A 15,423-nucleotide genomic window follows, 5' to 3' on the forward strand; every position below is an offset into this window, starting at 1 on the left:
ACGTCAGTTACACAGAATCTGGGATGGTCTCGGTTTGCTATCTGATCATGTATCGATAACCAACCTAGGTCTTTTGAGAATATGATTTCAAATTAAATCTTTTATATCCACTTCTAGTGCATCACAAACTTCATACGCCTTTTTAAGAGTAACATTCTTTTCACCACGCTCAATATTTCCCATATAGCTTCGATCAATACCTGCCATTTCTGCAAGTTTTTCCTGAGATATTCCTTTACCTTTTCGTACCTCACGGACACGCTTTCCAAAGGCAATCATGCGATCATCTGTTGTCATTTCATTAACCACTGCTAAAGATAGCAATACTCACAGTGGTAAGCTACAATATCCACGGGATATAGTCGGTATTGAGAGGTGAGCGTGGAAACTAAACTAGAGTATCAGTCAGATATAACAGAAACTAATAAGCTGATCTGTGAGAGGTATTGGTTAAGAGAAGGCGATAAACGAAGTGGTTTTATATATACCTGTAAAGAGATAGGTCAAGAGTTTGATGTTAAGCATCAGGATATACCTAGTATCGTTAAAATAAATTCTCATCTTGTCGTACTAGACTGCCAATGCATAGACTGCGGTACAACTAAGGTTTGCTATACTCGCTCACAGCTAACTCAATTGGATCTTATTAGATGGCGGTGTGATGATTGCAGGGAGGCGCTTGAAAAAAGAATGGATCAAGAGTACTTAGAGTATCGTCTTAAACAAGACCGTTTTGAAGAAGAAAAGAGACAGACCGCTCTAAATTACATCAATCAATGCCGAAGCATTCAATTAAGCAGTATTCCTTCAGTCACTGAGCTTAACGATGTGGATAAACTTCTACTCGCAGCGACTGTAGAGAGCCTAGGGGCAGATAATATAAGGAATACAGTCTCTCTACGTGACAATTTATCATTACCTTTATCACCGTTCTCTAAATTAGATGAAGAAATACTACAGCATCTTTTTAACCGAAATCTGCTCATACTCGCTCCTGAAAATAGCTACGAATACGTAACTATCAACGAAGAAAAAGAGCTAGAGATAGATTTCTATCAAGCGATCTTTGAGTTTGCTTATAGTATTGAGAATCTTACTAAAATCTTGATAAACGCTAAATCTCAGAAAAATACCAGTGCTCTAGTAGCGGATAGTCAATTTAAGAGCTGGTGTGAAAAGTTACAGCTAGGAGAGTGTTTAAGCTACCTGATTACTAGGTCAAGACTGAACTATCTAGCACCGCCTATTGGCGAAAAGCTAGTTAGTATTCTCAGATCATGTTTAGCTGAATGCTCTGTATCGACCATGCATTATATCATTTGGAAGTCTGTTGAAAATGCTGCTGCATACGTGCAAAAACCAGGTATTACTCGAAGACATGCTTCAAATTCTGTTTCTGGTAATATAGAAAGGATTTTCGGTAAAATACATAGTGGTAGTTGGAATCGCAATAAATCTTTTCGCGATGCTAGCCACCCTCAGTCTGCAATGGCTAAAATATTTTTTGATTATGTATTTGGAGTAGATGATGGTAGTTTTCACTACACTATCGATGAGCTATTCAGTCCATATAGGTCTCCCAGATCTTTAGAGCAAGTCAGTTATACAGCTCTAGGGAATGCTAGAAGCACTAATTATTCAGTCACAATAGCTCTTGGTATCAAACAATCATGATTTACCGATGTCTAAATCATTAATACAATTAAATTAGCCAAATAAGGTATATCAATAAGAGAAAGACTGTCTAGATAGAAGACTATCTGACTTGCTGAACAATTTTATTACTACTGATAGGAGCTAGTATGGAAGATTCTAAATCTAAAACACCGATTGTTGACGATCGGCCTGTTCTTGTTAGTCGACAAGAGATAGAAAAGCGCCGCCGCATCAACTCTGATACTTTGAGCAGCTTTGCAATCGATAATATCCCTATTAATCCAGATACTCAGCATTTTTTTAAAGATTTTGAAGAAGGTAAAATTGCAACTAGCAAGGAAGTAAAAGCTTTGCTACATGCTCACTATACTAAGATAGCGCTCGAAGATAATTAGCTCTTATAGTTTGAGCCGGACGTTGCTAAGCTATTATAGTATTGCTTTTCACAGCCAGTATCGAAAGATGAAACATAATTAATTGTGCTATTCAATCATATTTATCAAATCATTTCACCTATGTAAGATTACTAGTCCAGCATCACTAACTCTCGTCCAGCCATCTCCGAAATAAAGAATAACTATTCTGCCCACAAACATAATAATGCTATAGCTAGTCAGCTTATTCGCTTAGTGAATAGATAAGCATTAAGACCTGATATCACCGTGATGAATTACATCCTTGGGTCTGCTTCTATCTACACTCGCTTGCTTTAATATTACCATCATTATATCCGTGTTCATATGATTCGATATCTTGCAACTGACAATACTATGTGCAAAGACGTTAATGATAAACATGAATAGCAGAAAACTACTTTTACTTCTACCTATCTGACATAGATAAAATCTACTGGATTAGAGGATGGTACGATTGATCAAAAGTAACCATTAATAGATAGACGTAGCGAAGCGCATCATGTCCGCGTTTATAGCTTAGATAGGATGATATTAGAAAGGATGTTTCTGAAGATGTGAAAGATACCTGAAAAACTTAATTGTTATGATACCTAATTGATAGAACGACCATTATCTTTTGGATAGGTAAAAGTGATTTGTTCTGATAGGTGGTAATAATCACCGAAGTGATAGTTTTAATTTAGATGCCTACAAATAATATAGCGATGTACACTATTAGAATAAGAGGTTTCTAGCATGTCAACCTATAAGGAGATGTGTGTAATTCGTGCAGGGCGCTGGCAAAGAACCCATGCGCGAACTCAATTCTCGCTGGTAGAGTGTCTGTTGCAGGGAAGTATTCTGGCTCACCCTGACCACGAACCAATACAACCTTTTGCTGCGCAAACACTGTATTAAACAAGTCAATCAGCCAATCAGTCACCGCTTGTTCACTATCTGCTACTGAAGGCTGCTGGTCACTGTCTACCTTTGTAGTAGATATTTTTTGCCAGCCCTCTTGCCAGATTGATAGGTGCGCGTTTGTCATGATTGATGATAGCGCATTATCTGGGTGGCTAGAGGCTATTAAGTGGCTCAGACGCTGACGTAATATCGGCGCATGGATACGGGGCTGGAGGGTGGAAAAATCCATCGGATGGGTAAAACAAGTCATAGATCGGATACAGAGCAAATAGAGAATAAAGACAAAAGACCTTGTGAGCGAAGGCCAAGCGGCAGAGTGAAGCGGTAATGCGGTAAAATATAGCCGGTATCAAAAAATAGTAACATACTAGCGCTGGCACCCCTCGGTGCTTTCCGTTAGTATGGCAGGCAATATTATACACCGTTTTGATGAATGAGGCCGCGCATGTCAAACACTTTAGAAAATAAGCCGTCAGCAAATAACACTGACCATAAAAAAGCGTCCGTATCAAGCGTTATGCCTGAGAATGTCTCGTTAGATAAATGGGCCGACAGTGGGTTTGAGTGGGTAGGAGAGGTGGAGCCACGCAGTTTTGAGCGTTTGGCTGCCATATTGACTACAGAGCATGAGCAACAAATAATACAGCTAAATACTCAATTATACCGTCATAATAATGTGCTGCATCTCGCCTTTACCTTGGCGGGCGATATCTGGCTCACCTGTCAGCGCTGTTTGCAGCCAGTTGCCATTGATTTATCTGGTGATTATGACATCGCGTTGTTGGATGATGACAGCCAAATAAGCTTGGTCGATGAAGAGCAAGATTATTTATTACTTGATGAAATCATTCCTGAGCAATCACCAGAAAACTTGCTGCCATTAAAAAAGCTGGTAGAAGATGAGATATTGCTCAAAACACCCATGGCCCCTAAGCACGATGATTGTGAAATGAGTGTTGAGCAGTTTGGTGAGATTCCAGAGGAAGAAGAAAACGAAAATCCTTTTGCAGCATTGGCATCGCTCAAAGGCAAACTATAACCGCGGTGGCAGATGAGCCTATGGCAGATTATGATGACTTTTATCCGCTTTCTATCAAAGAGTGAAAGGCAGGGCTTTATTAATCCATCAAACATGCGTATAATGTCCGGTTTATTGCATTCTAGCAACAAGTTGCTTGCTGATAGAAGCTGACTGGGCAAATTTTCTATCGATTTTAGACGTAGTCAGCACTTTATGTAGGTGGCAATCTATTTAACCAATGATGCTTAAGACTTAGGTTGTTGTGATTATATAGCCTCTGTCAGTATCGACTAAAGCTGAATTTTAAGCTTATCCCTTTAAGTATAGGAGCTATATCATGGCTGTTCAAAAAAGTCGTAAAAGCCGTTCTCGTCGTGACATGCGCCGTTCACACCATCGTATGGAAGTGGCTGAGCTAAGCGTAGATGCTACCACTGGTGAAAAACATCGTCGTCATCACATGACCAAAGATGGTTTCTACCGTGGCCGTCAGTTATTTAAGGTCAGTCAAGACGCTTAAGTCGTTGGTTCTATAATGGTCAATACAAAATAATGATAGTACAGGTGACTATCATTATTTTTGTGTCGCTGTTATGAAGCAATTGGCTTTAAGCCAAAAAAAGCCAAGTTATTTCGCTATCATAAATTATGTGGCTGGATAACTTGGCTTTTTGCTATCGTTTTTTTAGACTTTTTGTCTAAAAAGCGTATGATGTTACTCTCTTTTGTAGACAAGCACCGATGCAGCTACCATCCATTAAGTCAGGGTTTTGCTCAGCTTTGCTGCACCACCTACTATGATAATAGCGTGTGTCAGTGTATAGTTTACGAATGTTCCGTTTTTTAGACCAAACGTCAAATCAACGGCTTTATACAGTATTTAATAATATAATAACCCCCATTGATTTAGGGATATTTCCAATTAAATAAGGAATATTGGTTATGGCCTCTGTACCCGATATGGTAAAAAAGCAGCCGATTCGTATGGCGGTGATTTTTCCTGGACAAGGATCGCAAGTAGTCGGGATGACTAGCGAGCTTGCTGACATCTACCCAGAGATTCGTGAAACCTTTACCGAAGCCAGCGACGCGCTTGGCGAGGACTTGTGGGCAATCTGTCAAGACGAAGAAAAGCTCAATCAAACCCAATATACGCAGCCTGCGCTACTGACAGCAAGTATGGCAATTTGGCGTATTTTACAACAAAAAATCACCACGGCGCCTTGCTACCTAGCGGGTCACTCGTTAGGTGAGTACAGCGCCCTTTGCGCCGCTGAAGTGATCTCACTTGCCGATGCCGTCACCTTGGTGCATAAACGCGGCCAGTTGATGCAAGAGGCTGTGGTCGGTGTAGATACCGCTATGGCAGCTGTGTTGGGGTTAGAGGATCAGCGAGTCGAAAACCTCTGTGAGCAAGCGACCGAGCATGTCGATGATGCCATCGTGGGCGCTGCTAACTTTAACAGTCCAGGGCAAGTGGTCATTTCGGGCAACGCAGCTGGCGTGAATGCCGTTATCGATAAAGTAAAAAATACGGGCAAAAAATCCATACCTTTGAAGGTCAGTGTACCGTCTCACTGCGCATTGATGGCGCCTGCAAGTGACGCCCTAGCCGAGATATTGGCAGGTATCAAGTTTGATCAAGCCACCATTCCTGTGATTCAAAATCGCCATGCGCGCGTTGAAACCAGTGCCGCTGGCATCAAACAAGCACTGACTGAGCAACTAAGCCAACCGGTCTTGTGGTCACAGACCATGCAAGAGCTGGCTGATAAACAAATCAATGTATTAATCGAATGCGGCAGTGGCAACGTACTCAGCAACTTGGCCAAGCGCCAAGCACAGCCGATTACCAGCTATCCTACAGATAAGCCTGCTCGTCTAGATAAATTAATGGAGGTGTTATCATGAGCCGTACAATTACCCTAGTTACTGGTGCCAGTCGCGGTATCGGTAAAGCCGTTGCCAAGCGGTTTGCAAAAGAAGGACACTTTGTGATTGGCACGGCGACCACCGAAAAGGGCGCTGAGCTGATTGATGAGTATCTACACGATAGCGGTGGTATTGGCCGTGTGTTAGACGTCCGTGATACCGCACAAATCGAAAAATTATTTGAAGAGATTGAAAGCGTCTACGGTGCCGTACAAGTATTGGTCAACAATGCCGGTATCACCCAAGACGGGTTGCTAATGCGTATGAAAGACGAGGATTGGGAAAACGTCGTCGATACCAACTTAACCTCAGTCTATCGTATGAGCAAACGTGCGGTACGCGGCATGATGAAAGCACGTCGAGGACGCATTATCAATATCACCTCTGTGGTGGCGCAGATGGGTAATGCAGGTCAGTCCAACTATGCTGCTACCAAAGCGGGTGTCGAAGGCTTTAGTCGGACGCTGGCGCGCGAGATTGGCTCAAGACAGGTGACCATCAACTGCGTCGCACCAGGTCTGATCGAAACGGACATGACGGACGAGTTGGACGAGCGCTTGCTAAACTCGATGCTAGACGCTGTCCCTATCAGCCGTTTGGGTCAGCCAGAAGATATCGCTGCTGCTGTACACTTCCTAGCCAGCGATGAGGCCAGCTATATAACTGGCGCAGTCATTCCAGTCAATGGCGGGATGTATATGTAAAGTGACGCACAAGTGTTACATAGAAATAATAAAAAACTGTGTGAACGAGTGTAAACTATAATAAAGGGTGTTATAATGACGGATACTTTTATGTCAAAGCACTGTATCATGACAGGACTTTAGTAGACATTAGACAGACTGTATCAGGTGTCATAGAGTACTCAGACGGCGATGTCGCTGATCTGGCAAATCCCATTTTATATACCATGCTATAGAGTGTAGACCACACGCTATAGCAGTTTATTAAAAATAATAGATGAAAAAGGAGCAATCTACATGAGCAACGATACCGAGCTAAGAGTTAAATCAGCTGTGGCTGAGCAATTGGGTATGAACGTTGAAGACATCAACAACGACGCTTCATTCATGGAAGATCTAGGTGCAGATTCACTAGATTTGGTTGAATTGGTAATGTCATTTGAAAGTGATTTTGGTATCACTATCCCTGACGAAGACTCTGCAGAGTTGACGACGGTTCAAAAAGCAATCGATTACGTACAAGCCCAGCTATAATGCTGTAGTCATCTGATTGGCTCAGCCAGTCTAAAAAGCCGCTTGCCCTATGGGTTGGCGGTTTTTTTTGCTTGTCGTATTTCATATATGGACTTCAATGGTACATTTGAGTGTTTAACAATCTCAAAGTATTAACATATACTTTATGAAATTAACATTACTCAACATACTCTTACTATTTAAATGAAGCGTTTTTGTTATACTCAAGATGTCTACGTGATGCAGACATCGTTGTATACGGCCTGATGCTATGTATGAATTAATTGCATATGAAGTCATCGTATTAACGTTTATATACGATGAAGATGACTGACATCACTGATAGTGAGACATTATCTACAACAATAACGACGCATAATAAATAACAACCTCTCAAGGAGTAGTTAGATGGGTATTTTTAGTTTTGCAAAAGACATCGGCGAAAAAATCTTTAATCGTGATGATGCCAAACATGACGCCAAATCAGAGACCAAAGCAGATGCCAACACCCCAGTACAGAGCACTGAGCCTTCTGCCCAGTCAGTAGCCAATATTTTGCTTCGCCGTATACAGCAGCAAAATCTGAATATCAGCAATCTAAAGATCAAATACAATGGTACGACAGATACTGCAGAAATCAGCGGTAATGCCAAGACACAAGCAGACCGCGAAAAAGCCATTATCGCCATCGGTAACGTGCAAAATGTAGCAAAAGTCATCGATAATATCGATATCGAAGAAGATGCTCCAGAATCAACCATGTATACGGTAAAATCTGGCGATAGCTTATCGAAGATTGCCAAAGAGGTGTATGGCTCATCTGGGGATTATATGAAGATTTTTGAGGCCAATAAGCCCATGTTATCTGACCCAGACAAAATTTACCCAGGCCAAGTCTTACGTATTCCAAAACCTTAATGTATTAATGTGATAGCTTAATACAATAGGCAGATAAGCCTGAGATTACTGTATTAAAAAGATTGCTCATTGGCAAAAAAGCGTCTCTTATATAAGAGGCGCTTTTTATTGGGTGAGAGATTGTTGACATCACTGGCTAACGTTACCTGACTAAGCAGCGACTCGCCATAAGAAGTGACTAACCATAAGCAGCTATGATGAGATAGAATATTAAGCATCAGTACCGCTGAGCTTTTGTTGTTGTTCAGCGATTGCCCAATGTATATGCTCGTCTAGCATGGCGTTATGGGTCTGCAGCTTAGCCTGCAACTGGGTAATGACCTCTTGACTGCCGTTGGCATTGCCAAGTGCAATCGCGATATTGCGTAAAAAATTAACGTAGCCTGTGCGTCTAAGCGGGCTACCTTGGGTTTTTTGCATAAAATCCGCTTCTTGCCATTGCCACAGCTCAAGCAAACTGCTGTTGTCAAGACTGTGCCGCGGTGCAAAGTCTTCGACAGTTGTGATATTGGCATAACGGTTCCACGGACAGATGAGCTGGCAATCATCACAGCCAAAGACGCGATTGCCAATGGCGCGGCGATATTTTTCATCGATGATACCATCATGTTCGATGGTCAAATAAGAGATACAAGCAGAGGCGTTTAGCTCATAAGGCGCGACAATGGCCTGAGTGGGGCAGACATCAATACAAGCGCTACAGCTGCCGCAATGCGACTTGACAGGAGCGTCGTCTGGTAGCTCGAGACTGATGAACAGCTCTCCTAGTACAAAAAAAGAGCCTGCTTGTTTGTTGAGCAGCAAAGTATGTTTGCCTGTCCAGCCAAGACCAGCAGCATCTGCGATTGGCCGCTCAAAGATGGGGGCTGAGTCACTAAATGGCCGAAAAACAAACTCTTGCGCCGAGCCGATATCCAGGTGTTGCCACTCAGGAAGCATGGCTTCGATTTGTAATGCCAATTGCTTTAAACGACTGCGCATGGTTTTATGATAGTCACGCCCTCGTGCATAACGCGCTATGATACCTTGATTGGGAAAATCGTTATCAGCGACCGTCCGCGGCGTAGGCGTCTGCGTTAAATAATCCATGCGCACACTGATGATGGTTTTGGCACCTTCTACCAGTTGATCGGGGTGAGCGCGCAAATGGTGATTGTTGTGCATAAACTGCAGCTGTCCTTCATAGCCTTTTGCCAGCCACTGCTGTAGCTGCGTCATCTGCTGAGCAAATAACGGATGATGCACGGAGAGAAAACCACAGTCCCCAAACCCCAACGTCTGTGCTTGAGACTTAATCCACCGCTTGACATCCTCGGCACTTGTGAATGGTGAGTCACTTTTGACGTCGATTTTTTTGTTGAGTACCTGCGATAGGTGAGCAGGCGTCGCAGCCGCTGTCTGGCCGTTAGAGGTGTCGGGTAAGTCCGGTTTTGAGAGAGTAGACATAAAGAATAATAAAAATCAAAGAAGTATCGCTATGATAAGGCAGTGAGTATGGAGTGCAAGCATAAAAATGAATAAAGGAGCAAATATGAAACCGGATTGTCATTTAGCAGCATTAGCGTCAATAATGCCCAATGAGACCACGGCACTGTATAACAGTGAGCAGGTATATGCCATGGAGCAGGCTTGGTTTGCACAAGGGCATGATAGCTTTGGGCTTATGCAGCAAGCAGCGTGGCAGATGGCGCAGTATATACAAAAGGCACATGAACAAAAATGCGCGACGGCCTCTATTAACGGTACACCTGCCCGTCGTCATAGGTATCAGCAGCGGGCAAGTATTTGGGTAGGCAAGGGCAATAATGGCGGTGATGGCTGGCTCCTTGCGCATTATCTACAGCGCATGGGCTGGCAGGTACAGGTCGTGACAGTTGGTTTTGGTAAAGAAGATCTTGAGACAGATAGCTCTAAAATACAGGATACTGATATAAATAGTGCGACATCTATCTCTGATGCCGAAAGAGCAAAACAAATAGCATTGGCAAAGGGGTGTCGTTATCAGCGCTTTGAAGAGATGTGCGTTGAGTGGGACGCTAGCCCTGATATCGATGCTGATGCGAGTACATGGCAAGCGAGTGGTTATGCAGCGGATGCTGATGTCTATATCGATGCAATCTTTGGCATTGGGTTGGACCGTGCACCAGCAGGCATCTACCAAAGCGCTATTTATCGACTTAACCAATTGGCCAAATGCTATAAGCCATTTGTGATTGCGGTGGACATTCCTAGTGGTTTGGTCGCGGCGACAGGTGAGGTGTTTGCTGGTGCCGCGATACAGGCAGATATGACTCTGTGCTTGGTGGCGCGTAAGTTTGGTCTGCATACCAAAGACGGTATGGATTATAGTGGCCAAGTCGTCGACATCGCGCTGGTACCTTATGCGCTGGAGGATAACGCTCTTAAACCGGTGGCAGAGCTGGTCACAAGTGCGTACGCTCTAACCCCTCGCCAGCAAAACAGCTATAAAGGCAGCTATGGCCATGTGCTCATCATCGGTGGCAACCGTGTGGATGGCTCGCAAGGGATGGGCGGTGCGGCGATACTATCAGCTTCTAGTGCCATGGCAACGGGAGCAGGTAAGATCACTGTGGCATGTCATGAAGCTTTTCATGCAGCCTTGCTGACCTCACTGCCTGATGCCATGACGATAAACCTACATGATGCTGATGGGGTAAGGCGATTGCTTAAGGGAGCCAGCGTCATCGCTATCGGTATGGGCTTAGGACGTGATGATAAGGCCAAAAAATTATTTGTCTGCTATCTAAAAGCTGCCATTACAGAAAAAAAACCAATCGTTATCGACGCTGATGGCCTGTATCATCTGGCGGATTTGCATAAGGAGCATCACCCGCTTATCGCCGCCTTGCAACAGCATAGCGCCCATCACTCAGTCTGCCTGACACCGCACAGTGGTGAAGCGGCAAAGCTATTAGGTATGGAAGTCAATCAAGTAGAGAGCGACAGATTGGCTGCTATTAGACAGTGTGCGACAGATTATGGTGGTGATTGGGTATTAAAGGGGGCAGGGTCATTGGTGCTAGAGCAAAGAGAGCAGCAGGCACAGATTTATGTCTGTGCGACAGGCAATGCAGGCATGGCGACAGCAGGTATGGGCGATGTCCTATCTGGTCTGATTGCTGGACTGCTGGCGCAAAAGGACTTGATAAGAGAGTCGCGCGGTCTACAGCAAGCAGTGCTTCTACACGGTATGGCAGGCGATATGTTGATCAACCAAACCGATAAAACGGCGTTATTGATTGGTCAACGAGGGCTACAGGCGCAAGATATGCCGGCGGCCATTCGTCATGTCATGCAGGAACTTACCGTCAGTGATGACAGCTGGTAGTAAGACCAACAGTAAGACCGATAACGCTATAGGTAGGGCGTGTCCTCAATTGAGTAGATAGTCATCTAAATGGGAGAGAGATGAAGGCACGCCCCAATCCACTGGCATAAGCGGCGAACCGCAATGCCCAGAGCGTCAGCTTACAAGGCTGCAGAGTTACCACAATATTGATCGATTGCTTGCTGCACACGTTCACGTTTTAGCTCAATCTCTCGGCCATCCAAATATTGACGTTTGCCATTGGCATCCATTTCATAGATACGGCCACCGACATTGAGGTTGGTTAAGTTATTACGTAGTGACTGACAACGCTGTGCATTGGCTTGTGCCTCTTGCTCTTTGATGCGAGCCTCTAGCTGTGCCACGCGTTGTTGCTCGGCGGTCTGAGCATTGCTACTTTGACTGGCATCTGTTTTTCCCGCCATTTCTCCTGCGTTGTTTTGCCGTCCATCGCTGCGAAACTCAATCAACTCGACATTTTTGCCATTTTGCGGTGCATGTTGGCTATATTTTACCTCACCATGCGCGCCGATAGACTTATACACTTGGATAGCATGACTGGCGCTCATCGACAGCATTAGCATACCTGCCATACTCGCACTGACAAGGAGTTTGGTAGCAGTATATTGTGAAAACGCATATGCCATAGCAGAGTTCCTCTTAAGCGGCAAAATAAAAATATTGGTATAAATATAACACTTTAGTATTTGGATGGTACTAAAAATGTACCGAAGTTTGATTCTATCAAATAATTCTTATCAATGTATATTATTTAATAACCAATAGTTAGGGATAGGGGATATAAGTTTTTCTTGACAATAGCTGATAAACCATCGAATATAAGGATAGTTGATTGGTCAGTGAGCGGCTTTTATGATATTGCCGTGGCACTTGAGGACAAGGACCACAGGTTACTTATCGGTAGCTTGCACGGTTTTGTTTTCTTTGTGATGATGTGTGTTGTAAGGGTGGTCAGGAAGACCACCACAAATCACAAAATACATTGTCTCCGGACTTATCTGTCTACAATGACTAAGATAAACTTGTTATTTGAACCCTACTAAGTGTCATGCTTACGTTTGTCTCAAAAACGGCTTGATATGTAATGATAATACGAAATCAATAGTCGGTTATAGGACTTAACGACCTTGTTATCCGCCACTAATCATGAGTGCTATCTGATTTGTTTATGATGATTTATGTATATTGTGTCAACGCCTTTGCATCCGTTAGTCTGACAGATGCTAAGTTTTGAAAACAACGGTTTTTAAAACAAAGGTTTTGAGAACAGCTGCTTGGTAATCCCCCTCAATAATAAGATTCTTTTATAGATGCGCTCGCATCTTGTCATCGTACATCGATAACTTCCTGTCACAAACTGACCTCAATACCTTGCTGTATTTGAGTCTGATGCTGTGTCCAAACAGTATGACTTACGTATGGTAGGCACACATTCTTGATATGGATAAGAGTTGGCGCTTGTTTTATGGTGCTAAAAATCACACCAGTCGGTAATGGTTTTTATTATAAAACACCGCAAATTCTCGCCGCAAAAAAAGGTGATGACAGTGACGCAAACCACGCAAAGTCCGAATATGACCGGACATACCCAGACGGGTAATGCCGCAAAAAACTTCGAAGAAAAACAGCAACGTCTTGCAGAGGGTAGTGCGCAGCCAGTGATGCTATCTGGTGCTGAGATGTTGGTGCAATCGCTGACCGATGAAGGGGTTGACTATATTTTTGGTTACCCAGGTGGCGCGGTACTTCATATTTATGATGCTTTGTTTCAACAAGACGCCATTGAGCATATTTTGGTACGTCATGAGCAGGCCGCAGGTCATATGGCAGATGCCTATTCACGCGTGACAGGCAAGACAGGGGTGGTGCTCGCCACCTCAGGCCCTGGTGCGACCAACACGGTAACGGCCATCGCAACCGCCTTTATGGATTCAGTTCCGATGGTGGTGATTTCAGGTCAGGTGCCAAGCAGCTTGATTGGTGAAGACGCTTTCCAAGAAACAGATATGGTTGGGGTATCACGCCCTATCGTCAAGCACAGCTTTCAGGTGCGCCATGCCAGCGAAATTCCGATGATCGTCAAAAAAGCCTTTTATATCGCCCAGTCTGGACGCCCAGGTCCTGTGGTTATCGATGTGCCAAAAGACATGACGGCTCCTAGTGAAAAGTACGCTTACGAGTATCCTGCTGAGGTATTCTTGCGCTCGTATCAGCCATCACAAAAAGGCCATAGCGGTCAAATCAAAAAAGCGGTTGAGACCCTATTATCAGCGCAGCGCCCTGTTGTCTATGCTGGCGGCGGCGTGATTTGGAGTAAGGCCCACGCAGAGCTAACCGATCTTGCTCATCGTTTAAACTTACCTGTGACCAATACCTTGATGGGGCTTGGCACCTTCCCAGGCTCCGATCGTCAGTTCTTAGGTATGCTAGGTATGCATGGCACTTATGAGGCCAACATGACCATGCATCACGCGGATGTCATCTTAGCAATTGGCGCACGCTTCGATGACCGCGTGACCAATAACGTCAAAAAATTCTGTCCAAATGCGACGATTATCCATATCGATATCGATCCGGCTTCCATTTCTAAGACGATCAATGCCCATATTCCAATCGTCGGGGATGTCAAGGCGGTCTTGACAGATATGCTAGGTATCATCGGTGATGACAAAGAGCTTGAGCAGCACGCCTTGCAAGATTGGTGGTCGCAAATCAACGAGTGGCGTACGCGTCATGGCTTGCGCTACGATACCAGTACCGATGAAGGTATCAAGCCGCAAAGCGTCGTCCAAGCTCTGTGTAAAGTGACAGATGGCAAAGCCATTATCACCAGTGACGTCGGTCAGCATCAGATGTTTGCCGCTTTGTATTACACCTATGATGAGCCGCGTCAATGGCTAAACTCAGGTGGTCTTGGCACCATGGGTGTAGGACTGCCTTATGCAATGGCGGCCAAGCTTGCAAGGCCTGAGCGCGATGTGGTGTGCATCACTGGTGAAGGCTCTATTCAGATGAATATCCAAGAGCTATCGACTTGCTTGCAATACAATCTACCTGTCAAAATATTAAACCTAAACAATGCTCAGCTGGGTATGGTTAAGCAGTGGCAAGACATGTTGTATGAAGGCCGTCACGCACAGTCTTATATGAATTCACTACCAGATTTTGTGAAGTTGGCAGAGAGCTATGGTCACGTCGGTATCAAAATCACCGATCCTGCGACGATGGAGGCTCAGCTGGCCGAAGCCATGGCAATCAAAGATAGACTGGTATTTATCGATGTTTATGTCGATCGTCATGAGCATGTATATCCAATGCAAATCGCGGGTCAATCCATGCGTGATATGTGGTTAACAAAAGGGGAGCGCACCTAATGCAACAACAACATCTGATTTCGGTATTGATGGAAAACGAAGCGGGTTCGTTGTCGCGGTTGGTCGGCTTGTTTTCCCAGCGTGGCTATAACATCGAGACGCTAAACGTCGCGCCCACTGATGACCCAAGTATCTCGCGTCTGACCGTGACGACCATTACCTCACCTGAGCGAATCGAGCAAATCACGAAACAATTGCATAAATTAATCGAAGTGGTTAAGGTACTGAATCTGACGGATAATGTCCATGTCGAGCGTGAGCTGATGCTGATCAAAGTGCGCGCGACTGGCAGCGTACGCGAGGAAATTAAGCGCAGTGCTGATATCTTCCGCGCACAAATCGTGGATGTGACATCCAATCTATATACTATCCAAATCGTCGGTGATAAAGCCAAGCTCGACGGCTTTATCGATGTGATTGGCCGCGAGCGTATTATGGAAGTGGTTCGCTCAGGCGTCATCGGTATCGCACGTGGAGAAAAAACCCTAAGTCTTTAGTCGGCAGTAGTGACTAATACTGTGAACAATGTAGTTTATTATCAACAGCGCGCTCATCTTAGCCCACACTCTATGAGAATGGTTGAAGTAGGAGCGCTTACTATCCATGGCACGCCATGATTGAGGAAAAGGACTCTATT

At 44.3% G+C, this 15,423-nt stretch carries 14 protein-coding genes and 1 pseudogene; 11 read left to right on the forward strand and 4 right to left on the reverse strand.

From position 1 onward, the window contains the following. Window positions 1-87: 87 nt before the first annotated feature. Window positions 88-297, reverse strand: a complete 210-nt coding sequence (locus tag NK638_RS06830; RefSeq protein ID WP_201599984.1) for a helix-turn-helix domain-containing protein — start codon at window positions 295-297, stop codon at window positions 88-90. An 84-nt stretch (window positions 298-381) separates the two neighbouring features. Here NK638_RS06830 and NK638_RS06835 point away from each other — a divergent pair, with 84 nt between their 5' ends. Then, complete coding sequence (locus NK638_RS06835; RefSeq protein WP_274632420.1) at window positions 382-1,674, forward strand: hypothetical protein; 1,293 nt, start codon at window positions 382-384, stop codon at window positions 1,672-1,674. 128 nt (window positions 1,675-1,802) lie between these two features. Next, the gene (locus NK638_RS06840; protein ID WP_274632421.1) at window positions 1,803-2,051 is read left to right on the forward strand and encodes a hypothetical protein; all 249 of its coding nucleotides are present in this window, start codon (window positions 1,803-1,805) and stop codon (window positions 2,049-2,051) included. Between the two features lie 781 nt (window positions 2,052-2,832). Here NK638_RS06840 and NK638_RS12525 read toward each other — a convergent pair. Beyond that, window positions 2,833-3,099 (reverse strand): annotated as a pseudogene (locus tag NK638_RS12525) (elongation factor P hydroxylase); the annotation flags it as partial. 321 nt (window positions 3,100-3,420) lie between these two features. Here NK638_RS12525 and NK638_RS06850 point away from each other — a divergent pair. The 6 genes from NK638_RS06850 to lysM all read left to right on the forward strand — a co-directional run bounded on the left by NK638_RS06850 (window position 3,421) and on the right by lysM (window position 8,042). Continuing rightward, window positions 3,421-4,014, forward strand: a complete 594-nt coding sequence (locus NK638_RS06850) for a YceD family protein (RefSeq protein ID WP_274632422.1) — start codon at window positions 3,421-3,423, stop codon at window positions 4,012-4,014. 319 nt (window positions 4,015-4,333) lie between these two features. Beyond that, entirely contained in the window at window positions 4,334-4,516 is a 183-nt protein-coding gene (gene rpmF, locus NK638_RS06855; RefSeq protein WP_010196743.1) for a 50S ribosomal protein L32, read from the forward strand. Window positions 4,517-4,938: 422 nt separating this feature from the next. Next, the gene (fabD, locus tag NK638_RS06860) at window positions 4,939-5,907 is read left to right on the forward strand and encodes an ACP S-malonyltransferase (protein ID WP_274632423.1); all 969 of its coding nucleotides are present in this window, start codon (window positions 4,939-4,941) and stop codon (window positions 5,905-5,907) included. After that, complete coding sequence (fabG, locus tag NK638_RS06865) at window positions 5,904-6,632, forward strand: 3-oxoacyl-ACP reductase FabG (RefSeq protein ID WP_201584869.1); 729 nt, start codon at window positions 5,904-5,906, stop codon at window positions 6,630-6,632. Before fabD ends, fabG begins: the two co-directional genes overlap by 4 nt. A 276-nt stretch (window positions 6,633-6,908) precedes the next feature. Next, window positions 6,909-7,145 (forward strand): acyl carrier protein, encoded by a 237-nt coding sequence (gene acpP / locus NK638_RS06870; RefSeq protein ID WP_068034635.1) that lies wholly within the window; start codon window positions 6,909-6,911, stop codon window positions 7,143-7,145. A 387-nt stretch (window positions 7,146-7,532) separates the two neighbouring features. Then, entirely contained in the window at window positions 7,533-8,042 is a 510-nt protein-coding gene (lysM, locus tag NK638_RS06875; protein WP_105244917.1) for a peptidoglycan-binding protein LysM, read from the forward strand. A 210-nt stretch (window positions 8,043-8,252) separates the two neighbouring features. Here lysM and queG read toward each other — a convergent pair whose 3' ends face one another. Continuing rightward, window positions 8,253-9,488, reverse strand: a complete 1,236-nt coding sequence (gene queG, locus NK638_RS06880) for a tRNA epoxyqueuosine(34) reductase QueG (RefSeq protein ID WP_274632424.1) — start codon at window positions 9,486-9,488, stop codon at window positions 8,253-8,255. An 85-nt stretch (window positions 9,489-9,573) separates the two neighbouring features. On the opposite strand from queG, the gene NK638_RS06885 reads away from it, so the two are divergent. Beyond that, complete coding sequence (locus NK638_RS06885; protein ID WP_274632425.1) at window positions 9,574-11,391, forward strand: NAD(P)H-hydrate dehydratase; 1,818 nt, start codon at window positions 9,574-9,576, stop codon at window positions 11,389-11,391. Between the two features lie 140 nt (window positions 11,392-11,531). Here NK638_RS06885 and NK638_RS06890 read toward each other — a convergent pair whose 3' ends face one another. Continuing rightward, window positions 11,532-12,038: a DUF4124 domain-containing protein gene (locus NK638_RS06890; RefSeq protein WP_105244920.1), complete on the reverse strand. Its 507-nt coding sequence runs from the start codon at window positions 12,036-12,038 to the stop codon at window positions 11,532-11,534. 1,035 nt (window positions 12,039-13,073) lie between these two features. On the opposite strand from NK638_RS06890, the gene NK638_RS06895 reads away from it, so the two are divergent. Both NK638_RS06895 and ilvN read left to right on the forward strand, forming a co-directional pair. Next, complete coding sequence (locus tag NK638_RS06895; protein ID WP_199774512.1) at window positions 13,074-14,786, forward strand: acetolactate synthase 3 large subunit; 1,713 nt, start codon at window positions 13,074-13,076, stop codon at window positions 14,784-14,786. After that, window positions 14,786-15,283, forward strand: coding sequence for an acetolactate synthase small subunit (gene ilvN, locus NK638_RS06900; protein ID WP_075102296.1), 498 nt, complete (start codon window positions 14,786-14,788; stop codon window positions 15,281-15,283). The genes NK638_RS06895 and ilvN overlap by 1 nt, the downstream gene beginning before the upstream one ends. Window positions 15,284-15,423 lie beyond the last annotated feature (140 nt).

The organism is Psychrobacter sp. A3, from assembly GCF_028823565.1.
Taxonomy (GTDB): Bacteria; Pseudomonadota; Gammaproteobacteria; order Pseudomonadales; family Moraxellaceae; genus Psychrobacter; species Psychrobacter celer.

Coding starts and splice junctions, on each gene's coding strand:
- NK638_RS06830 (WP_201599984.1), bottom strand. CDS start 297: ATGACAACAGATGATCGCATGATTGCCTTTGGAAAGCGTGTCCGTGAG.
- NK638_RS06850 (WP_274632422.1), top strand. CDS start 3,421: ATGTCAAACACTTTAGAAAATAAGCCGTCAGCAAATAACACTGACCAT.
- lysM (WP_105244917.1), top strand. CDS start 7,533: ATGGGTATTTTTAGTTTTGCAAAAGACATCGGCGAAAAAATCTTTAAT.
- NK638_RS06840 (WP_274632421.1), top strand. CDS start 1,803: ATGGAAGATTCTAAATCTAAAACACCGATTGTTGACGATCGGCCTGTT.
- ilvN (WP_075102296.1), top strand. CDS start 14,786: ATGCAACAACAACATCTGATTTCGGTATTGATGGAAAACGAAGCGGGT.
- fabG (WP_201584869.1), top strand. CDS start 5,904: ATGAGCCGTACAATTACCCTAGTTACTGGTGCCAGTCGCGGTATCGGT.
- NK638_RS06885 (WP_274632425.1), top strand. CDS start 9,574: ATGAAACCGGATTGTCATTTAGCAGCATTAGCGTCAATAATGCCCAAT.
- NK638_RS06890 (WP_105244920.1), bottom strand. CDS start 12,038: ATGGCATATGCGTTTTCACAATATACTGCTACCAAACTCCTTGTCAGT.
- acpP (WP_068034635.1), top strand. CDS start 6,909: ATGAGCAACGATACCGAGCTAAGAGTTAAATCAGCTGTGGCTGAGCAA.
- NK638_RS06895 (WP_199774512.1), top strand. CDS start 13,074: ATGCTATCTGGTGCTGAGATGTTGGTGCAATCGCTGACCGATGAAGGG.
- queG (WP_274632424.1), bottom strand. CDS start 9,488: ATGTCTACTCTCTCAAAACCGGACTTACCCGACACCTCTAACGGCCAG.
- rpmF (WP_010196743.1), top strand. CDS start 4,334: ATGGCTGTTCAAAAAAGTCGTAAAAGCCGTTCTCGTCGTGACATGCGC.
- fabD (WP_274632423.1), top strand. CDS start 4,939: ATGGCCTCTGTACCCGATATGGTAAAAAAGCAGCCGATTCGTATGGCG.